At 59.9% G+C, this 19741-nt stretch carries 18 protein-coding genes; 10 read left to right on the top strand and 8 right to left on the bottom strand.

The window, feature by feature from the left end; all coding sequences use genetic code 11:
• Positions 1–118 precede the first annotated feature (118 nt).
• Complete coding sequence (locus EXQ56_06695; GenBank protein MSO20142.1) at positions 119–871, top strand: OmpA family protein; 753 nt, start codon at positions 119–121, stop codon at positions 869–871.
• Positions 872–943: 72 nt separating this feature from the next.
• Positions 944–1909, top strand: coding sequence for a hypothetical protein (locus EXQ56_06690; GenBank protein MSO20141.1), 966 nt, complete (start codon positions 944–946; stop codon positions 1907–1909).
• A gap of 473 nt (positions 1910–2382) precedes the next feature.
• Here EXQ56_06690 and EXQ56_06685 read toward each other — a convergent pair whose 3' ends face one another.
• The 3 genes from EXQ56_06685 to EXQ56_06675 form a co-directional block, all read right to left on the bottom strand.
• Complete coding sequence (locus EXQ56_06685) at positions 2383–3105, bottom strand: hypothetical protein (GenBank protein ID MSO20140.1); 723 nt, start codon at positions 3103–3105, stop codon at positions 2383–2385.
• Positions 3106–3231: 126 nt separating this feature from the next.
• Positions 3232–4824: a HAMP domain-containing histidine kinase gene (locus EXQ56_06680; GenBank protein ID MSO20139.1), complete on the bottom strand. Its 1593-nt coding sequence runs from the start codon at positions 4822–4824 to the stop codon at positions 3232–3234.
• 57 nt (positions 4825–4881) lie between these two features.
• The gene (locus tag EXQ56_06675; protein MSO20138.1) at positions 4882–6279 is read right to left on the bottom strand and encodes a sigma-54-dependent Fis family transcriptional regulator; all 1398 of its coding nucleotides are present in this window, start codon (positions 6277–6279) and stop codon (positions 4882–4884) included.
• Positions 6280–6574: 295 nt separating this feature from the next.
• Here EXQ56_06675 and EXQ56_06670 point away from each other — a divergent pair, with 295 nt between their 5' ends.
• A complete protein-coding gene (locus tag EXQ56_06670) occupies positions 6575–8530 on the top strand; it encodes a M61 family peptidase (protein ID MSO20137.1) in 1956 nt (651 codons plus the stop codon).
• 112 nt (positions 8531–8642) lie between these two features.
• Here EXQ56_06670 and EXQ56_06665 read toward each other — a convergent pair whose 3' ends face one another.
• Together EXQ56_06665 and EXQ56_06660 are read right to left on the bottom strand one after the other, a co-directional pair.
• Positions 8643–8954 (bottom strand): redoxin domain-containing protein, encoded by a 312-nt coding sequence (locus tag EXQ56_06665; GenBank protein ID MSO20136.1) that lies wholly within the window; start codon positions 8952–8954, stop codon positions 8643–8645.
• A complete protein-coding gene (locus EXQ56_06660) occupies positions 8955–9221 on the bottom strand; it encodes a redoxin domain-containing protein (protein ID MSO20135.1) in 267 nt (88 codons plus the stop codon). It lies immediately after the preceding gene.
• A 250-nt stretch (positions 9222–9471) separates the two neighbouring features.
• Here EXQ56_06660 and EXQ56_06655 point away from each other — a divergent pair, with 250 nt between their 5' ends.
• Positions 9472–9822 (top strand): metal-binding protein SmbP, encoded by a 351-nt coding sequence (locus EXQ56_06655; protein ID MSO20134.1) that lies wholly within the window; start codon positions 9472–9474, stop codon positions 9820–9822.
• Positions 9823–10001: 179 nt separating this feature from the next.
• Here the strand turns inward: EXQ56_06655 and EXQ56_06650 are convergent, their stop codons facing one another.
• Positions 10002–10772, bottom strand: coding sequence for a hypothetical protein (locus EXQ56_06650; GenBank protein ID MSO20133.1), 771 nt, complete (start codon positions 10770–10772; stop codon positions 10002–10004).
• Between the two features lie 33 nt (positions 10773–10805).
• Positions 10806–12161 carry a hypothetical protein gene (locus tag EXQ56_06645; protein MSO20132.1) on the bottom strand — a complete coding sequence of 452 codons (1356 nt, stop codon included), beginning with the start codon at positions 12159–12161 and terminating at the stop codon, positions 10806–10808.
• Positions 12162–12346: 185 nt separating this feature from the next.
• Here EXQ56_06645 and EXQ56_06640 point away from each other — a divergent pair, with 185 nt between their 5' ends.
• The 3 genes from EXQ56_06640 to EXQ56_06630 all read left to right on the top strand — a co-directional run bounded on the left by EXQ56_06640 (position 12347) and on the right by EXQ56_06630 (position 15026).
• Entirely contained in the window at positions 12347–12790 is a 444-nt protein-coding gene (locus EXQ56_06640; protein MSO20131.1) for a Dabb family protein, read from the top strand.
• Between the two features lie 112 nt (positions 12791–12902).
• Positions 12903–14015 carry a hydroxyneurosporene methyltransferase gene (locus EXQ56_06635; GenBank protein ID MSO20130.1) on the top strand — a complete coding sequence of 371 codons (1113 nt, stop codon included), beginning with the start codon at positions 12903–12905 and terminating at the stop codon, positions 14013–14015.
• A 114-nt stretch (positions 14016–14129) separates the two neighbouring features.
• On the top strand, positions 14130–15026 hold the full coding sequence (locus tag EXQ56_06630; protein ID MSO20129.1) for an acyl-CoA desaturase: 897 nt from the start codon (positions 14130–14132) through the stop codon (positions 15024–15026).
• A 484-nt stretch (positions 15027–15510) separates the two neighbouring features.
• Here the strand turns inward: EXQ56_06630 and EXQ56_06625 are convergent, their stop codons facing one another.
• Positions 15511–15795 (bottom strand): hypothetical protein, encoded by a 285-nt coding sequence (locus EXQ56_06625; GenBank protein MSO20128.1) that lies wholly within the window; start codon positions 15793–15795, stop codon positions 15511–15513.
• A 363-nt stretch (positions 15796–16158) separates the two neighbouring features.
• Here EXQ56_06625 and EXQ56_06620 point away from each other — a divergent pair, with 363 nt between their 5' ends.
• Genes EXQ56_06620 through EXQ56_06610 form a run of 3 tightly spaced genes read left to right on the top strand, consistent with a single transcriptional unit; the run spans position 16159 to position 19680 of the window.
• Positions 16159–17061 (top strand): hypothetical protein, encoded by a 903-nt coding sequence (locus EXQ56_06620; GenBank protein MSO20127.1) that lies wholly within the window; start codon positions 16159–16161, stop codon positions 17059–17061.
• Between the two features lie 53 nt (positions 17062–17114).
• Complete coding sequence (locus tag EXQ56_06615) at positions 17115–18875, top strand: hypothetical protein (protein MSO20126.1); 1761 nt, start codon at positions 17115–17117, stop codon at positions 18873–18875.
• 40 nt (positions 18876–18915) lie between these two features.
• Positions 18916–19680, top strand: a complete 765-nt coding sequence (locus EXQ56_06610) for a DUF1775 domain-containing protein (protein ID MSO20125.1) — start codon at positions 18916–18918, stop codon at positions 19678–19680.
• Positions 19681–19741 lie beyond the last annotated feature (61 nt).

The following is a 19741-nucleotide window of genomic DNA, read 5'->3' as shown; positions in this document are numbered from 1 at the left end:
TTGGTTGGCAGCAAACGAAGTCGCACTGCTCGGGAGGGTGGGGATTCCGGGGGGAACTGCCCCACCCGCCTGAGTTTTTTAACCAAAGATTGTTAGCTGAAAGCGGAGGGTTAGCAAAATGAACATGAGCAGCAGTTGGCTGGCGGTGGGAGCGATGAGCGCGGTAATGTTGGTTTCCGGCGCGTGCTCCACCAAGAAATATGTGCGTGAGCAGATCGATGCCCGCTCGAATGAGCTGTCCGTGAAGATGGACGAGAAGGACGGACAACTCGAAGCCGGCATCCAGGCCAACGCCAGCCAGATTACCGAACTCTCCGGCGTAACGCGCGAGCACGGCCAACTGATCAACACGCTGGATACCGGATTGAAGGTCACTGACGCCAAAGCCGCTACCGCGATCAGCACCGGCCAGGCCGCACAAGTCACGGCGGATCATGCTGTCGGCGAGATTGCCTCGCTCGACGAAAAATTCGCGCGGCGCAATCATCTGGAGCAACAGGAGGAACTCGCGATCCTGTTTGAACTGGGCAGCGCCCGGCTGGACGCCACCAACGACATGCGTCTGAACGAGCTGGCCCTGAAGCTCAAGCAGAATCCCGACGCGAGGTTGGTGCTGGAAGGCCGCACGGACGCGACGGGCGATGAAACCTACAACATTCAACTGGGAGAAAAGCGCGTTGCCGCTATCGAGCGTTTCCTGGTGGTAGGACACAGTGTGCCCATGCACCAGGTCAGCAAGATGAGCTTCGGAGAAGACAACCCGCTCACGGAAAACGATTCGAAGGAAGGGCGCGCGGCGAATCGCGCCGTGGTTGTGCGGCTGATGGCTCCGGCGGTGGAGACGCTATCGTCTTCCGCGGCGAATCGCTAACCGACCGGAAGCAGATCGAACCAGGGCCAGTATTTTTGGGCCACTTCTTTTGGGTGAGATAAGGAGACTCAGATGAGCATCACACCGAACGCAAATCTACAGGAATCAGCGCAGTCCGCAACAGATGCCGCTCCGCAACAGAGCGCCGTGGCGCCGCCGGCCACACCGGGGGAGCGCAAGGTGCGCACCATGGGCTTGCTGCTGGGCATCCTGTTTGCGGTGGCGTTGAGCGAAGGCGCTTATGCCTGGTGGCTGACCAGCCAGATGCAGAAGTCCGAGCAGACGCTGGTGGCCAAGCTGGACAGTCAGCAGGACTCGATTGACCGTCTGCACACGCAACTGGGCGGCGCCACGGAGCGCTTCACGGTGCTCGAAGATGAGCTCGCCAGCACCAAGGGCGAGGTTGGCTCCGCGCAGGGCGAAATCAAGCGGACCAAACAGATGGCTGCGCAGATTGAGAAGAAGCAGAAGGAATCCACCGAAGTTCTCTCCAGCGAGCTGGGCAAGCTGCAGGAGGATCAGGTGGCGGCGCGCGGCTTCATTGGCAGCGTCAACAATGATGTGAGCGGAGTCAAAAAAGACGTATCGCTGACCAAGGACGAGCTGGCCTCCACCAAATCGCAACTACAGCGCATGGTGGGAGACCTTGGAGTGCAGAGTGATTTGATCGCGCGCAATCACGATGATCTCATCGAGCTGCGTGCCCGCGGCGACCGCGATTACTTCGAATTCGATTTGCGCAAGTCCGACAAGACACAGCGCGTGGGCGGCCTCGGTTTACAACTTAAGAAAGTGGATGTAAAGCGCCAGAAGTATACGGTCAGCTTGATCGCCGACGACCGCAACATCGAGAAGAAAGACAAGACGGTCTTCGAGCCCGTGCAGTTCTATCAGGCCGGATCGCGGATGGCGACGGAAATCGTGGTCAACCAAATCTACAAAGACCGCGTCGTGGGCTACGTTTCCGCTCCGAAGCTGAAGCGCGATGCGCATCTGAACACTGCACAGCCGGCGGCGAATGCGCAGGCCGGTAGCTAGACAAGATGATTGATTCTCGCCGGATATCCGCGCAGGCGCGTGGCGAGGACGATAAATGAGCATCTCTCCGATGCAATAATGGCAATGACCGGGAGTTATCTTCCGGTCATTTGCTGTTTCCATTACCGTGCCGTTGCTATGGCAGGCACCCATTCTGTCTGATGGATGTGTAACAAGAGGAGGTTCCGGCGATGTCTCAGCCCCTCCATGCGGTCCTTTGCGAATTTACTTTAGCGCAGTCAGCGGGTGCTGGCGCCCCGCAGGTGGGCTCCCCGGTTCATTTGCAACTGCAAATCCCGGACGAATACGCCGGGGCCGGCGTTGGCGGCATAAGCTGCCTGGGGCACATCGTCGCCATTCAAGCTAGCGAACAGCCGGGCCGAGTGAATGTGATCTGCGAGATTGACAGGCTGGAAAGCAACGAGGACTCGGAGCCTGGGGCGCTGGCGTAGCCAGAACGATTCACAACGATGCTATCGGCGGGGAACGGCGGGCCGGCGGAGCATATCAATTTCCTTCAGCCGATCCAGGTCAGTCGTTATTTGGCGAATGCGTTCCTCGCGCCGTGCCGCCTCTGCTTTCAGCTTTTGCAAATCCTCCGCCTTCATCGCATCATCCGCTTTCAGTCGGGTCATCTCCGCACCCAGTTCTTCAATGCGGTGGCGGTACTCCGCGATGCTGCTCGTCTGCTGTTCGACTTCCTGATACAAATCCAGATACAAGCGGGCCTGCACCGAGTAATCGCTCGTGGGGTAGGCTTCCATCAATAGTTGCAGAGTGGTTTTAGCTTGCGCGATATCGTGCAGCGGGCTTGCCGGCAGCAGGTGGAGCAATCCGACTCGGAATAGGACGCGGTCGCGCTCGGACGACAACGTGCCAGCCACTAGAAATTTCTGGTAGTTGCCGACCGCAACGGCAGAGTCGCGCGCGGCATAGGCCGCGTCTCCCAATGCCAGAAAATTAGGTGGTGGCGGAGAAGGTGGTGGCGGCGGGGTAGGCAGGGAGCCTACGGAACTCCGCTGACGACATCCGGAGGCGATCAGGACGAGAGCAATCAGAGCAATCGCCAGGGACTTCCCGCGGAGGCCGGGCACACCGCGCCTGGTAAAGTCCTTGGTGCAATTCGCGCGCGCGGGAATGGAATTCAGTGACTGGAGTTCGTCAGTCGCTGGTAGATGGGAAACAAATGCGCGCAAGATTCAGACCGTCCTTGAGACAGGATTGGCGGGGGATTTCAGAATAGCACTATTCCGTCGTGGATTTCGCGCGCGGTTCTGATCTGCCCTGCCGCCTCCGTCGCCATCCGCGATCCGGAAGAATAGTTAGATGGGCGCCGAGTCCACCGGCTCGATCAAGGGGGCTTTGGCGTCCACGGGCAGCAGCATGTGAAAGATGCTTCCCCGCGAGCCGCTGGCAGCGGCGTCGTTTTCCGTGACCCAAATGGCCCCGCGATGGGCCTCCACGATGGTCCGGCTGATGGTGAGGCCCAGTCCGGTATTCATGGTGGCCAGCGAACTGCGCAAGCGACTGCTGATCGTTCCGGCAGCAGATGCCGCCCCGCCATTTTCAGAGCTTGGTTCGCGTACCTGGTGAAACTTTTCAAATATTTTTATGCGCTCATCGGCGGGGACGCCCGGACCGATGTCCGCGATGGAGAGTACCGCGTAGAGATTCTGACTGGACCGCTCCGGCATGCGCACGCGCCACAGATTGGGCATATCCTCGGGCAGCGCAAATACCTGATGCAGCGCGATGCGGACCGGCGCACCAGCGGGCGAGTACTTGATGGCATTGCCGAGCAGGTTGGTGATCACCTGCATGATTCGCCCGCCATCGCACTGCGCGACACAGGATTTCTCCGGCAAATCCAATTCAATTTTCAGACTCTTCTCGCGCAGCATACCCTCCAACTCGCTGGCCGCGGCGCGCGCCAGTTCGCGCAGATCATTCCATTCGAAGGCGTACTCCATCACGCCGGCCTCCATGCGCGAGAGGTCCAGCAGGTTGCGCAGCATGGCGGAGAGTCGCTGGCTGCTCTGCAGATTCAGTTCGAGCAGACGGCGCTGCTGTCCATTCAGCGCGCCGGGTATGCCGTCCAGCATCAGGCGGACCGTCTCCTGCATCGAGGCCAGTGGTGTCTTCAGTTCATGCGAGGCGTGCGAGACGAAGTCGCGCTTCATCTGGTCCAGCTCTCCCAGACGGATGGTCATGGCGTTGAAGTCGGCGGCCAATTGCGCCAGTTCATCCCGGCTTTCGAGTTGAATCTGGTGCGTGACTTCTCCGGCGGCCACGGCGCGCGTGCCCGCCGTCAGCTTGCGCAGCGGGCGCGCGATGGAGCGGACAATCCACACCGCGCCGATGATGCCGATGGCCAGAGCCAGCAGCGCGGTTCCCAGCGAGATGCGGTCGGCGCGCCGTGCCTCCTCCGCGGACGTTTCCACCTGAAGGGAGATGGCTTCGCGTGTGACGCGAATCACATTTTGTGTTTGCAGCCGCAGATCTTCGATGAGCGCAATTTGCCGCTGAAAGTCCTGCTCCTGTACAGGGACCTCGGGCAGCGCCACGAAGCGGCTCCACAGCGTGGCCAGCGATTTTACCTGTTCCTCTTCGACTGGAGTCAGCGCAATGCCGCGAATTTCCTCCATGCCCCGGCGGAATGAGTCGCGCATCAGGCGCGCCTGAGCGACGTAGTCCGGATCGCCGCCGGTAACGTATGTCTTGCGCGTGAACTCATCCACCTGCGCCAAGTCCTGGATCATCTGCAGAGAGACCAACGAGGCGCGAAAGTTGGTGGCTCCCAACGTGCGCAGGACATACTGTACCTGCGACATCAGGATCATGCGGTAGCCGAGTATCGCCGCCAGGAGCAGGATCAAGCCAGCGAAGCCCGTCGTGATTTTTGTGGAGATCTTCATTGTATATTCAGCACCGTCTCGGCGGCAGCGCTCATCTTAATATGACTTAGGGATGACTTAGGTCAGTCCGTACGCCTTCAGTTTATTGCGTATCGTTTTGACATCAAGGCCCAGCCGCCGCGCGGTCTCTGATTTGTTGTTCCCGGCTTGCTCCAGAGTCTTTAATATCAACTGGCGCTCGGCGTCGGCGGCCGTGGCCCCCGGGTTGCCGGCCTGCCTGCTTACAGCCGCGGCGCCCTCTCCGCCATCCCGGATGTAAGGCGGCAGATGAGCCGCCTCGATCCACTCGCCTTTGGCCAGAATCACGGCGCGCTCGGCGACGTTGCGGAACTCGCGCACGTTGCCCGGCCAGTCGTATTGGCACAGCAATTCCAGCGCCTCGGGCCGCGCGGCCGCCACCGGAGTGGTCAACGATGTTTTATGCTTCTCATTCAACTCGCCAATAAAGTGTTGCAGCAACTGCGGGATGTCATCCTTATGCTCCCGCAGCGCGGGCAACTGCACAGTGAAGACATTCAGGCGATAGAAGAGGTCCTCGCGCAACATGCCGGTGCGGATGGCCTCGCCGGGCTCGCGATTCGTGGCGGCGAGTACGCGCACGTCAAACTGAAATTCCTGCGACCCACCGAGGCGACGCACGCGCCGGTCTTCCAATACGCGCAGCAGCTTTGGTTGCAGGGCGACAGGCATCTCGGTGATTTCATCGAGCAGCAGCACACCGCGGTGGGCCATCTCGAAGCACCCGGCACGCGTGCCCGTTGCGCCCGTGAACGATCCCTTCTCGTGGCCGAATAACTCGCTCTCCATCAGCGTTTCCGGGATGGCGGATGAGTTGATGGCCACGAATGGTCCGCCTGCCAGCGCGCTGAGCGAGTGGATGGCGCGGGCCGCCAGTTCCTTGCCCGTGCCGCTCTCGCCGGTGATGAAGACCGGCGTGTCGCTGGCCGCCAGGGTTTGCAGCAGTTCGTACAACTCCTGCATCCTGGGGCTGGAGCCGATGAACGGACCGAAAGCCGGGTGCTCGATTTTCGCCGCCAGTTTGCGCGATTGCGTTTTCAGCGCGATGTCCTGGCCGGCAGCCTCCAGCACGGCGCGCAGTTTGGTGTAATTAAGCGGCTTGGTGATGAAGTCCTGCGCGCCATGCTTCATGGCCTCAACCGCCATGTCGATGGTGCCCTGCGCGGTCAGCAGGATCACCGCCGGCAAAGGATTCAATCCGCTCGATTCGTGGCGCACAGCGGCCAGCAGCTCCAGGCCGTTCATCACGGGCATGGAAACATCGGTGAGAATCACGTCGGGACGGAATTGCTTCGCAGCCGCGACTCCCGCGCCGCCGTCTTCGGAGGTGGCAACGGTGCAGCCCCAATCTTTCAGGCGCATCTCCAGCACCATGCGCATGGCGGCTTCATCATCCACCACCAACACCTTCAGATTATTTAGCGTCTGTGTTTTCATGGGTGAACCATCAAGATACCAGCGATTGCCATCCAATGACTATTATAGTCGTGCTGAATCATCGCGGCTGCCTGGAGACGTGCCCTGTACCAACTCTATATCGGATGGCGTGACAGAGCCGCGACCGGGAGGGAGCGGTGGTTGGATGGCATATCAGACTTCATGGAACCGCTCCTTCCCGGTCGCGGTTCGGCTTGCGTGATTGCGGCGCGTCGGGTACGATGCCCTGCGGGAGCAGTGTGGATAGGACGCCGGAAATGATGCCGGAGATGACGCCTAAGATGAGAGAGGATTCATGCGGGTGATGGTGTGGAGGGCTGCGCGAACGTGGCGGTCGCGTCCTCAAATATTCTTTCTGCTCTGCACGCTGGTTGCGGCGGCGATTGCGCCGGCGACCGCGCGAGGTCAGTCGCTGGAGATCACGCTGGATGCGCGCGAGGCTGCGCGCGGCGTGCTGCATGCGGAGTTGACCATCCCCGCCGACTCCGGTCCCATCACGCTCTACTACCCAAAATGGATTCCCGGCGAGCATGGCCCCACGGGTCCGGTGCGCGACGTGGTGAATCTGCGCATGAAGGCCGGGGGGCGCGAGCTGGACTGGAAGCGCGATCCGCTCGATCTGTACGCTTTCCGCACCGTCGTCCCAGCGGGCGCGAAGTCGCTGAGCGTTACACTGGACTTTCTGCTGCCTTCCGAGGAAAAAGGATTTTCCGCCGGACGCTCCTCCACGGACCATCTCGCCATTCTAAGTTGGCACTATGTTCTGCTCTATCCCGCGGGCCGGCCGGTGGCGCAATTATCGATCCGCCCGCGATTAATCATCCCCGAGGGCTGGCAGTTCGGCACGGCTTTGGAGCAAAAGGGGACGGTCAGTGGACCATCGCCATCGGCGATTGAGTTTCAGTCAGTCTCCGTAGCCACGCTGGTGGACTCGCCGGTGCTGATGGGCCGCTTCTTCCGTAATTATCAACTGACCGACCAGCCGGTGCCGCACCGCCTGCACATCGCCGCCGACAGCGAGGCCGCGCTCGAATCCAGTTCGGAAGTCCCGCAACTTTACCGGCGGGTGATCGAGGAAGCCCTTGCGCTGTTCGGCGGCAGTCCACCCGGCAATCCTTATGACAAATACGATTTCCTGCTGGCCCTGAGCGACCACATCGCGCTGTTTGGCCTCGAGCATCACGAATCCAGCGACAACCGGCTTGGCGAAGATGCGCTGCGCTCCGACGGTGGACGGCGCGGCGCCGCCGGGATGTTGGCGCATGAGTTCGTGCATTCCTGGAACGGCAAGGCGCGGCGTCCGGCGGGCATGGTGAATGCGGATTTCCAGCAACCGCAGGACACGGAGTTGTTGTGGATATACGAAGGGCTCACCGACTATCTGGAGGCCATCATTCCCGTGCGCGCGGGCCTGTGGTCGGAGCAGGAGTTGCGTGAGCACCTGGCTATCACGGCGGGCAATCAGGTGGCGCAGTCAGGTCGCGCGTGGCGTTCGCTGGAGGATACCGCCCTGTCCGCGCAGATTCAGTTTGAAGCGCCCGCCGCGGGCAGCGACCGCAGACGCAGCATCGATTTCTACGATGAAGCTTCGCTGATCTGGCTGGAGGTGGACGCGACGCTGCGCAGCGAAAGCCACGGGAACTATTCGCTCGACGATTTCTGCCGGCGTTTCCTGGGCAAGCCCGCCGCGTCCATCCGCACGCCGAAGGTGGCTACCTATAAGTATGAAGAGATGATCGAGACGTTGCGCGATCTGGTCCGCTATGACTGGGAGTGGTTCTTCCGCGAGCGCGTGGAGCGGCGCGCCCCGAAGGCTCCGCTGGGCGGCATCGAGAAGAGTGGGTGGAAGTTGTCCTTCCGCGACACGCTGGAGGAGAGGTTCCGGACGTACGAGCTGTCCAGCGGCTACAGTGACTTCCGCCACTCGCTCGGCCTGATATTGAACCGGAATGACGATAAGAGCATTCGTGTGCAAGAGGTGCTTGAGGGCAGCCCCGCGGCGCGTGCCGGAGTGCTGGCGGGCATGCGAGTGGTCGCGATCAACACGCTCGAATTTTCTCCCGAAGTGCTGCGGCAGGCGATCCGGGCGGCGCAGCATTCAGCGGCAACCATTGATCTGCTCATCGAGCGCGACGAACGGCATAGCACGCTTCACGTGGAGTATCACGGCGGAGAGCGCTATCCATTTCTGGAGCGTGTCGAAGGCCAGCCTGACTTGCTGGAAGAGATTGCGCGCCCGCGCGGAAATTAAACAGAGCCGCGACCGTGAGGGAACGGGGGTTGGTTTCGCTAGGAAGGAAATCCAACCCCCGCGCGGAAACCAACCCCCGCTCCCTGACGGTCGCGGCTCTGTTATACAACGATTACTTCAGCAGGCTGCACATCGCCTTGGCGCCGCTCGGGTCAATGGCCACGGACCCTTGCTCGACGCTCTTGATCACGCCCTGCTTGTCGAGGACGTAGGTGGTTCGCACGGCGATCTCGCGTTCCTCATTGAGGATGCCGTACTGCTTGCTGACGGTGCGCTTGAAGTCGCTGAGCAGCGGGAAGGTCAGCTTCAGGTCTTCGGCGAAACGCTTGTTGGCCGGGGAGCTGTCCACGCTGATGCCGAGGATCTGTGTGCCGGTGTTTTCGAAATGGGCGATATCAGCCTGATACGCCGTCAATTCGCGGATTCAGCCACCGGTGAAGGCCAGCACATAGAAGGCCAGCACTACGTTTTTCTTGCCGCGAAAATCGCTGAGCTTGACCGGCTTGCCCGCCTGGTCCGGCAGGGTGAAGTCGGGGGCCACGTCGCCTACTTTGAACTTGCTCATAATCTCGGCCGGTGGCTCCTGCGCCTGTGCCGCCATGGGCAGCAGCAACGCCAGGGCCAGAGCCGTGTGTATCCATACTCGCTTAAGTGCCACAGTTCCCTCCCGCCATAAATTTGGGTCCAACATGCTGGTTCGCCGCAAATTCCATGCGGCACCCGTCGGCCATAGAATATCACGGTTGGGATTATTTTATGATGTTCATTTACGGCGCCCGGTTCATGAGGTACAATGAAGGCCTAGTGGGGTATTAACCGGCGGGTAGTAGCTACCGCGGATTCATTGTTCTTGAAGTTTCTGTAGATTAGATTTTTGTGCCGATCCGTTTACGTTCGCAAGCAGTTCCATTTCCGTACGTCCAAATTTCGAGGAGGATTTCATGAAGAAGAAAGTTCTGGCAACAATGTTGTTTGGTTTTGTCGCCGGCGTTGTAATGCTGGCCCCGCCGGCCGCGTTTGCTCAGGCCGACAACGCGCACGTCAAGGAAACCGTTACCCACGCCGCTGAAGCCGTGAAGCATGGCAAGATGGGCCACGCTCCCATTCTGGTTACGCACGCCGAGGAAGCCATGAAGCATGCCGAGATGGCCGCCAAGGAAGTGAAGAGTCCGCACCTGGACATGGCCATCAAGGGTCTGACTGACGCCATCACCCACGGCAAGATGGGCCACGCCGATGTCGCCACCGCAGGCGCTGAAGAAGCCGTGAAGCACCTTGCGATGATGAAATAATGCGCGGTCGCAATGGCCGGTCGCAATGGCCGGTCGTTGATGCACCACCCGTCAGGGATCATGTACGAAAAATCAAAGGCGAGCGCGGGACGACTCCGGCGCTCGCCTTTTTTCTATTGAGTAAGTGACAGAAGCAACCTGAAAAATTCCAATTCGTCAGTGGGGCTGCGGGTCGCCGCCTAAAAGATCTCCGGGAAGTAATACACCAGCACCGAATTGAGCGACATGTCGGCCACGATCACTTCCTTGTGCTCGGGGATGATGGCCACGCCGCGCGGCTTGATCAGCGTGCTCTTGGGTCCGGAGAGTTTGTAGCGCGGCGGGACATCTCCATTGTCGCTGATGTGCCAGAAGCCCACGAACGTCCCGCCCGGCTCGAACGTTCCGCTCTCGCCCGGCTGCGTAACGGCGATGTATCCCGTGGGCGGATACACCTGCATCTGCAGCGCGCGGATGATGCCGCTCTTGGGGCCAAAGATTTCGCGCAGATGCTTGTCGTCGCCGCTGGCGGTGCGATTATACATCCTCATGCGCCCCGGATTTTTGTTGTTGCCGCCGGAGCCGAGCAGCAGCAGGTTATGTACAGGATCGACGGCGATGCCGCCGCCGCTGCCCGCGTTCAGCAGTTGGCGTTTCGGGGCGACGTTGCCGTTGGCGAGCCGGTCGAACACCAGAATGGCGCGGCCCTCCGGGACCAAAATCTCATTGTTGACCGGATCGACTTCCAGACGGCTGGAGCCGCCGATCTTGGTGTTGGTCCCTTGAATCACGCGCAGCGGCGGCTCCTCGCCATTCGACCCGCCGCGAAACACCAGCACGGCGTAGGCGAACGGATTGTTGACGATGAATTCGTCGTGCAGCGCGTCGTAGCGGATGTCGTGCATGGTGCGCGCCAGCAAAGTATTCTGGCCGGAGATCATGCGATTGGGCTGAGTATTTTCCTTCGCCAACCTGGGGAAGGCCGCAATCTGCGCGTGCGCCACTCAGTTGGGGACGAGTATCTCATCGCGGGTCGAGTCATAGGCCACCGCGCCGGGATTGCCGATGGCGAGAGCCTTCTTCTCGAGCGGCGCGCTGCGGATCATGCGCTTCGGCGCGACGTCGCCGGTGGTCGTGCGATTGAATACCACGGCGGCGTGGTTGCCCATGTTGGCCACCCACAGCTCGTTATTTTTCTCATCAAGAAAAACGCCGGTGGGCTTGTTCACGTGCGTCTTTGGTCCCTTGATAATGCGCGTGGGCGCGACGTCGCCGCGATCGCTGGTCTTGAATACCAGAATGGAATCGTCGCCGTCATTGGCCACGTAAAGCTCGCCGCGCGTGCCGTCCACCCACATGTTGGCCGGCCAGTTGAGGCGTGTCCTGGGCCCTTCAATCACGCGCAGCGGCGCGGTGTCGCCTTTCGAGTAGAGCGGGTAGGAAGTAATCGACGGCGGCGAAAACTTGCCCGACTCCGTTGCTTTAACGATGCCGTTGCCGTGATTGCTGACAAACAACTGTTTGTTCTTGTAATCGACGGCGACCCCGTGCGGGTCATTCATCTGCGTCTTCGGCCCCACAATCTCGCGCGCCGGTTTGTCATCTCCCTGCGCCAGCTTGGGATAAGCCACCACGGAGTTGTCATGCTGCACCGTCATGTACATCTCTTGCGCGTCTTCATCCACCGAGATGCCGAACGTCCCGTGCGGCGTGTAGAGTTCGCGCTTCGGCTTCATCTCTCCCTTGGCGTTCCAGGGAAACACGGTCATGGTGTCGATGGTGTCGTTGGTAACCGAGTAAATGTCTCCGGTCTGCGGGTCAACATAAATGCCGCAGTTGAACTCCATCTTAGTAACGCCGCCGCCGGCGATGGAGCGCTTCGGCTCGCTGAAGGCGGCGGTGGGCGGCGTGTTCAGTGTCCGGTCAAAAACTTTGATGCCGAAAAGGTTCTCGTCCTGCAGGAAGACTTCGTTGGTCTTCAGGTTCACGGCGATGGCGCTGTAGGTGGGATAGGTGTCGCGTATCTTGCGCACCGGCTCGCGGTCGGAGTTGCCGGTGTCCGCGGGATTGACGGTGTGCCCGGCCTCCTGCAGCGCCGTCATCGTAGTGGACGAGCTGGCGGGCAGCCACTGGCACATCTCGCCCTCCGGCGAAGCAGTGTTGGTTGCGGAAAGTTTCTCCACCGCCACCAACTGCGGCTGGCCGGTGGCGCGGCGCATGGCGTCCATCTGTGAGCGCCACATCGTGGTTGCTGATTGCTCGCCGGTGGCCAGAATCAGCGAAGCCAGCACGGCGAGCAGCACAAACAGTCCTGTGAAAACTTTACCGTTGCGGCTATTTTGGTAAGGATGATGACTCATGTTTTTCTCCTGGAGGATGTGCCTCGGATGCAGCAAGCACTGCCGGTATCGCGCACAGTATAGCGCAGTAGGGTAGGGCAACGGCAGCAAATCGGGTAGAATGTGAAACATCCATATTGCAGTTGCAAGGGCGTGGTTGAGCCGGAATAGGCGGCGCGCCGATACATAAAGTAAGTGAACAGGAGATGATTATCATGCGCAGAAATACTAAATTGATTGGATCGATTTCGGCGGCACTGTTGCTGGCCGGGATCATTCTGTTGGGCGCGAATACAGGCTGGGCGCAGTCGGCCCCGGCCCCGGCCCCGGCGAAGAAGTTGAGTTCGCTGATGCACGTGTTTTCCTACACACCAATACCCACGGCGACGCCGGCGGACTTCAGCGCATTCGAGAAGGCAACAAAAGATTTGGTGGGCAAGATACCGGGACTGCGCAAAGTTTGGGTGGGCAAGCTGATGCGTCCGCTGAAGCTGGGCGAGGTGCAACGAGAATACGGCGTGGCCATGGAGTTCGATAACGAAGCCGCGCTGACCATTTACGCCACGCACCCAGCGCACGAAGTTTGGGTGAAGGCCTACGAAAAAGTCCGCGTGGAAGGCACCACCACCGTCGATATTTTGGTGGAGTAGCGCCCGGCATCGTGCAAACCTCTGGAGTCGCCAGGACCCTGGCGCGACGTCATTGGTCCGCCAAGAGTTTTATTGGAACTAAAAACTAACTCCAACTTATGACAATGGCCTAATGGGCGTAACTTCAAGTAATAGTTTAGAAATTGTCAATGAGCTGATCTTCGGGCGTTGGAAGTCACGCATCCTCTATGCCGGGGTGGCGCTGGGCCTATTTGACGCGCTTCAGGCCAGCGGGAAATCCTTCGCCGAACTGGCCAGTGAACTAAAGCTTGATGCGCGCATGGTCTACCGCCTGCTGCGGGCGCTGGCCAGCATCGGCCTGTTGGAAGAGCGGCCCAAAGATAAACCCACCGATAAAAAAGATAAAGACGAAACTGAGTTTTTCCTGAACGCTGAGGGGCTTCTGCTATGTAAAGGGCACCCTGCCAATCTGCGCGATGTCGCGCTCTTGCAGGATAGCCCGGAGCATACGGCGATCTGGAACTACCTGCCGGAGATGGTGCGCGAGGGCTGGCAGAACGCGTTCCGGCGCGAGTTCGGCGGCACGGCCTTTGCATACGCCGATGGCAACCCCGCCTACTCGCGCGTGTTCGATGCCGCCATGGCCAGCTACTCCGCGCAGCAGACCACTGCGGCAGTGGCCGCGCTTGGGGATTTCGACTTCACCTCGATCCAATCCATCTGCGACATTGGCGGCGGGCGCGGGACTCTGCTGCGCGGCCTGTTGCGGGAAAAGTTGCGGGTGCAGCCGCATCTGCGCGGCACCGTCCTGGAGCGGCCTGCGGTGATCGCGCAAGCGGGGCCTTCCAATCCAACCGAGCCACGCGAGCCGGGCGATGTAGACCTGAATCAGCGCTGCACGTTCATTGCCGGCGATATGTTTGCGGGCGTTCCGCCGGCGGACCTCTACCTGCTCAAGCTGATCTTGCACGATTGGGACGATGCGCAGTGTGTACAGATTCTGGGCAACGTCCGGCGCGCGGCGCTCGAATACGGCCGGACCAGCGCGCGGCTGCTGATATTTGAGTACGTGATTCCCGGGCCGGAAGTGGCGCACTTTTCCAAACTCTATGACATTCATATGATGTGCTGGGGCGATGGGCAGGAGCGCAGCGTGAAGCAATACGGGGAGTTACTGGGGCAGGCTGGGTGGAAGTTGCAGGGCTTCCGCGCCCTGCCAGCCGTCGAAATGGGCATAGTGGAAGCACGCCTGGCCGTGGACTAGCGCTCCCAGAAGGCCGCCGGCCCCGTCCGAAGTCGGTAACACCCGCGCCGAGGCAGTATACTTCGCTGGACAGCGACGGCGGCCACGCCCTATCATTGGAGTTGGCAGTCTTCGATGTGGCATTGCCAGCCACATGCCCAGTGGGGCGCAGTAGTTTTAAAGTTGGCTGCTCAGTGCAGCCCTGAGGTAACTATCAAGGTGTCACCTGTAAGAGAGTTTTTTCGTTCTACATCCGCCATTCCATTCTTCCTGCTCCATGTCGGGGCGTTGTGCGCTTTTTACTTTCCCTTTCAGACAAGTTATCTGATCTGGATTTTCGCGCTCTACTACGTCCGCATGTTCGCCGTTACCGCTGGCTATCATCGTTACTTCAGCCATCGCAGTTATCGCATGAATCGCTTCTGGCAGTTCTGCATGGCGTTTCTGGCAGAGAGTTCCGGACAGAAGGGCGTGCTGTGGTGGGCGGCGCATCATCGCTATCATCATCAGCATTCCGACCAGGAGACGGACATCCATTCGCCGCGCCGGCACGGTTTCTGGCGCTCGCATGTCGGCTGGATCATTTCGCACGACTACGATGAATACGATCCCAAGCTGATTCAGGACTACCGCAAATTTCCAGAGTTGGTTTTTATCAACAACTACAACTGGATTCCTCCCATTGCCCTCGCCGGACTGGTGCTGACGATCGGCGGCTGGCCGCTGTTCTTCTGGGGATTTCTGCCCTCCACCGTGCTGCTCTACCACGGGACGTTCACCATCAATTCGCTGGCGCACATCTGGGGCTCGCGCCGCTTTGATACCGGCGACGATAGCCGCAACAATTTTTTCCTGTCGCTGGTCACGCTCGGCGAGGGCTGGCACAACAATCATCACCACTACATGCACGCCTGCCGCCAGGGACTGTATTGGTGGGAGATCGATATCACGTTCTATGTGCTGAAAGTTTTGAGCTGGGTGGGAATTGTGCGCGACATGCGCAGCGCGCGCCATGAGGCGTCGGCGGGTTAGACCATTTTTATTGATGATGCTATAGCACACGATCCATACATCCCCGCAGGGGATGCAGAGGATAGCCGGGGGCATCGCCCCCGGAAACCATCCCCAATAAACATCGACCCCGCAGGGGTCGCACCCACCGAGCATCCTCGCTCGGAAGGCCCAGTGGTACGACCCTTTCAGGGTCGATCCCCCAATTCAGGAGGTCTTGCTTCCGGGGGCGTTGCCCCCGGCTATCCTGTGTATCCCCTGCGGGGATCATTCTTCATCTCGCGGCCGTTGTTCACAACTGCCAAAAGTTCAACAACTGCCAAAACGGTCTGAATGGTGAAGGGACAGATTATTTCGGTTTGATCGTGCCGGGGGCTGGGCGTTCGACCTTTTCCACTACCTTCAATCCATCACTCTTCCAATCCTTAATTCCACAGAACGGTCCCGCCTTGTAGCCGGCTTGCTGGAACTTGGTTGCAGCGCGCTCCGCGCGCCCACCGCCCGCTCAGTAAAATACAATCTGCACATCCTTCGGAAAATCCTTCATGCGGGCATCGAGCTCCGCCACGGGGATATGGATGGCTCCCGCAATGGCGCCGTCGGCCTTGAGTTCAAAATCTTCCCGGACATCAATCAGCAGCATCTTTTCGCCGCTGTCCAGTTTCTTCTTTAGATCGCCGCTGGCAATCCGTTCCGTCTTGGCTCCGGAAGCCTCCTGTGCCGCTGCACTCTGAATGTTCATCAGCGCAGCGCCGGCAAACCATAACGCGAGACTAAGCTTTAAGTACATGTCGCCCCCTCGTTTAGAAATTGCAGCGCTTTTATACGCCCGTACCTTACGACCGCACTCTACGCCGCTGAATTGAATTGTATGCGAGAACCCCCGGAAAGGGAAATGCCATGCGCCTAATGTAACGCGCCATCCTGGCGGCCTCGGGGCAGGCAGTTGTCTATGGTGTTAAGTGGGGCAGGCATTCCTGCCTCCGGAGGACAGGTCTGGAGACCTGTCCCTACCTTAGAGCGCAACCTGACCCCCACCTGTCGTTAGGCGCGCTTGACAGCCGAATGGCAATGGCGTATATCTTAACCAATACCGGCCTTAATGTCGGCTGATTTTTTATGCGTAAAGTTTATCGACATTCCGATCGCGCCCGTGTTTCCAAATAAGATGGCCACGGTGCCGAGCGGCGTGCTGCTGGCGCTGGCCACCATCGATCCACGGATCGAGAGTCAACACGCCGTGCAGGCCAGCTTGCAGGTGGAGCGCGAGCTGATCAGGGGGACTTCACTGGCGCTGGGCTATCAGTACCTGCGCGGCCTGAACATCATCATGCAGCGCAACTTGAATCCCTCGGCCTGCGCCGCCGCGGTTGATCCGGTGAATCTGTGCCGCCCCAATTCCAGTTTCGCGAACATGAGTCAGTACGGCGGGCAGGGCGACTCCTATTACAACGGGCTAAGCCTTTCGCTTAAAAATCAATCGCTCAATTGGGCGGCGATGCGCGTTTCCTATACTTGGTCGAAGGCCATCGACAACACCGGCAACGCCTTTTTCAGCGGGCCGCAGGACAACTTCAATATTCGCGACGACCGCGGATTGTCCGACAACGACCAGCGGCATCGGCTAACTCTCGGCGGTCAATTGCATGCGCCGCAATCTAATTCAGGCAATCTGTTCGGAAAAGTCATGTCTGGATTTCAGCTGAGCTCCATTTTCACTTACAGTTCCGCTTATCCGTTCAACATCGTCATCGGCGGCGTCAATACCATTCAGGGGACGGCGGCACGACCGGCGAGAGTGGGGCGGAATACGGGTGTCGGATTCAATCTGGCAACGCTTGACCTTCGCGTCGGTCGCTCGATTATGATTACCGAACGCTGGCGACTGGAGGCCATGGCCGAGGCATTCAATTCGCTGAATCGCACAAACTATTTCAACCCCAACGTCAACTTCGGAGCCGGGGCCTTCCCAACCAATCCGAGCAGTACGTTTGGTGTCCCGCAAGCGGCGTTTGACCCGCGGCAGATCCAGTTTGGGTTGCGCTTGAATTTTTGATGAAAATTTCGACGCTGGTTGGATGACACAATTCGGTCCCGGCAAAACTGCGCATGATCCCATCACCAAACACGAACGCACGAGCGTCCCACGGAGCGTGCCGCGCCACGCTTGCGCTGATGCTTTGCTGCGGTCTTGCGTTCATGCCACAGAACCTGAAAGCCCATGCCACCCTGGTGCACATGCAGCCCGACGCGGGAGCGCGGCTCAACCAGCCGCCGGCGCAGATCATTCTCGTGTTCAATGAACGAATTGAATCTGTGTTCCACGCGCTGCGCGTCGTCAACTCGCAGGGCGGGGAACTGGAGACGGGTGAAATCCGCGTCGTGGATGGCGGAGAGACATTGAGCGCCACGCTTCCGCCCATGCCGGCGGGACCCTACGCGGTCTATTGGAAAATCAATTCGCTCGATGGGCATCAGGTGCAGGGCCAGTTTGGATTTGGCTTGCAAAGCGAGCCGCCCAACGAGCAGAACCTTGTTGATTGGACTCCGGTAACCGCGCCGAGCGTGCCACCATGGCTCTTCCCATTGTTGAAGGGGTTGCACCTGATTGCGCTGGCGGCCTGGCTGGGCGGACTGTTTGCCTGGATATTCGTGTTCCTTCCCCACCAGCGGCCTGAGTTTTCGCTTTGGCGGAACGCGTTCGCCACGCGCTCTCGTCGCGTGATTCTATTCTCCGCCGCCGCAGTCCTGTTCATTGAATTGACGTCGCTCACGGCTAAGACGGCCAGCTTCACCGGCGGGCCAATCCGTTCCGCGCTGGCCGCGGCTCCGCTGAGTGCGGTGCTCACGGGTTCCAGCTTTGGACTCTGGTGGACGATTCGTTTTGCGGCGGCAGCGCTGTTGTTGGCGTTCACCGCATGGGCCACAAAAACTTCTGCATCAACTTCCGCATCAACTCCTGCATTCAGGGCAGGGAACGCTCTCCTTGGCGGCGTGCTGTCCACCGCCATATTCATCACCATCGCCGCCACCGGCCACGCGCTGGCGGCTGGTGAGATGACTTTGCTGGCTCAAGCGATGCACGGCATACACCTGTGCGCATCGACGCTCTGGGTCGGCGGGCTGATGCACATGCTGATCGCCGTGAGTCAAGCCGACGTTGAACAGGCGAATGCCGCGTTGTGGCTGGAGCAGATTGCGAGTCGATTTTCGCGGGTCGCTCAGATCTTCGTCGCCGCATTGTTTCTGACTGGCATCTACAATACATGGCTGCACGTTCCCGCCTGGTCGTCATTCCTCGATTCCGCCTATGGCCGTGTTCTGACTACCAAGTTAGTTTGGGTTTTGATTACACTGGGAGTTGCCTCGGTGAACTGGAAGCGGGTTCTGCCGGAGTTGGCCCGGTTCAGGCAGAACCCTGCGACCGCGCTGCGCTGGATACCGCGCTTTGAATCGTTGCTGATGGCGGAGGTTGCCGGTTCACTGGTGATTTTAGGCGCGGTCGCGCTGCTGACCAATATGCCGCCCGCGTCGGCGTCGGCTCAGGGCGGCGCGCGGGAACTGCGTCAACAGGCGGGGGGCTATACTATTAGCCTGCGCCTGGACCCGGCGAAACTGGGCCGCAACGTGGCACGGATTGCGCTCAATGACGGCACGGGAACCGTGCGCAGCGATGCCCGGCGCATCACCGTCTTCTTGAAATCATTGGACATGGACATGGGGCTTGCCTCCGCTCCCGCCGTGCCGCAGCCCGATGGCAGCTATCAGGCGGAGGTGGTGATTTCGATGGCCGGTCGTTGGTCCATCAGCGTGGAGGTCGCGCCCGCGGAAGGCGATGCGTTTGTCGCTGAGTTTCACGCCGAGATATGAAGATGCAAATGAGTTGGACGATCCGGGATAAGGAGAGCTCATGAGAATCAGTTTAAGCAATTCGTCGCGATGCCTGCGGCACGGTTTGGTCCCGCTCCGCATGGCTGTGCTTGCCGGAATGCTTTCGCCCCTGCACGCGCCCTTGCGCGCGCATGTTACCCTGCGCCCCGCGCAGCCGCTGGTGCCCGGCGGTTACGCGACCGTCAACTTAAACGTGCCCTCGGAACGCCACGTGGGAACGGTGTCAGTAACTCTGGAAGTGCCGGATGCCTTTCTCAACGCCGGCGGGAGGCTCAGCCGCGTGGAATTTCCGGCGGGCTGGGAAGTAAAGTTTGAGAAACAGAACAAACCCGGCGAGGTCTACGAGCAGGAGATGAACGAGCGTAGTGAGCGTGAGCCTAGTCAGCCCCAACCCGGCGCTGGAGGTCCGAGCGACCAGGCGCAGACGCCCGAACAGATGCAGGAAGCGCAAGTGATGGACGAGGCGCGCAAACAGTGGATCAAGCGCGTGACGTTCTCTGGCGGCAGTATTCCTCCCGATGGCTTTAAGAATTTTCTGCTGAGTTTTCAGATGCCTAAGCAACTCGGAACGTTTCGTTTTCCCGCCACGCAGGTCTACGAGGACGGCAAAGAAGTCGCCTGGACTGAACTCGTGGAGGGGGCCGAGCGGCCCGCGCCCGCGCTTTCCCTTACGGCGCCCGCAACCCGCTCCATGCTGGAAGGCCAATGGCCATTGGTCGCAGGCGGTTTCCTGTTGCTGGCAATTGGCTGGATGATGGGGCGCGGCCGCGCGAAGCACGCGTAGATCAGAGGCCCGACCGCCAGGGAGGGGGCACGTTCGCCGATTCCCTGACCGTTGCACGTGC

This window comes from Acidobacteriota bacterium (genome assembly GCA_009691245.1).
GTDB lineage: Bacteria > Acidobacteriota > Terriglobia > 2-12-FULL-54-10 > 2-12-FULL-54-10 > SHUM01.
Note: the sequence above shows the minus strand (reverse complement) of the source record. Positions and strands in the feature narration are given on the sequence as shown.

What these genes read in the sequence shown, in the direction of transcription:
- EXQ56_06695 (MSO20142.1), top strand. Translation starts at nt 119, where the DNA reads ATGAACATGAGCAGCAGTTGGCTGGCGGTGGGAGCGATGAGCGCGGTA.
- EXQ56_06690 (MSO20141.1), top strand. Translation starts at nt 944, where the DNA reads ATGAGCATCACACCGAACGCAAATCTACAGGAATCAGCGCAGTCCGCA.
- EXQ56_06680 (MSO20139.1), bottom strand. Translation starts at nt 4,824, where the DNA reads ATGAAGATCTCCACAAAAATCACGACGGGCTTCGCTGGCTTGATCCTG.
- EXQ56_06675 (MSO20138.1), bottom strand. Translation starts at nt 6,279, where the DNA reads ATGAAAACACAGACGCTAAATAATCTGAAGGTGTTGGTGGTGGATGAT.
- EXQ56_06670 (MSO20137.1), top strand. Translation starts at nt 6,575, where the DNA reads ATGCGGGTGATGGTGTGGAGGGCTGCGCGAACGTGGCGGTCGCGTCCT.
- EXQ56_06660 (MSO20135.1), bottom strand. Translation starts at nt 9,221, where the DNA reads ATGTTGGACCCAAATTTATGGCGGGAGGGAACTGTGGCACTTAAGCGA.
- EXQ56_06655 (MSO20134.1), top strand. Translation starts at nt 9,472, where the DNA reads ATGAAGAAGAAAGTTCTGGCAACAATGTTGTTTGGTTTTGTCGCCGGC.
- EXQ56_06645 (MSO20132.1), bottom strand. Translation starts at nt 12,161, where the DNA reads ATGAGTCATCATCCTTACCAAAATAGCCGCAACGGTAAAGTTTTCACA.
- EXQ56_06640 (MSO20131.1), top strand. Translation starts at nt 12,347, where the DNA reads ATGATTATCATGCGCAGAAATACTAAATTGATTGGATCGATTTCGGCG.
- EXQ56_06635 (MSO20130.1), top strand. Translation starts at nt 12,903, where the DNA reads ATGGGCGTAACTTCAAGTAATAGTTTAGAAATTGTCAATGAGCTGATC.
- EXQ56_06630 (MSO20129.1), top strand. Translation starts at nt 14,130, where the DNA reads ATGTGGCATTGCCAGCCACATGCCCAGTGGGGCGCAGTAGTTTTAAAG.
- EXQ56_06625 (MSO20128.1), bottom strand. Translation starts at nt 15,795, where the DNA reads ATGTACTTAAAGCTTAGTCTCGCGTTATGGTTTGCCGGCGCTGCGCTG.
- EXQ56_06615 (MSO20126.1), top strand. Translation starts at nt 17,115, where the DNA reads ATGATCCCATCACCAAACACGAACGCACGAGCGTCCCACGGAGCGTGC.
- EXQ56_06610 (MSO20125.1), top strand. Translation starts at nt 18,916, where the DNA reads ATGAGAATCAGTTTAAGCAATTCGTCGCGATGCCTGCGGCACGGTTTG.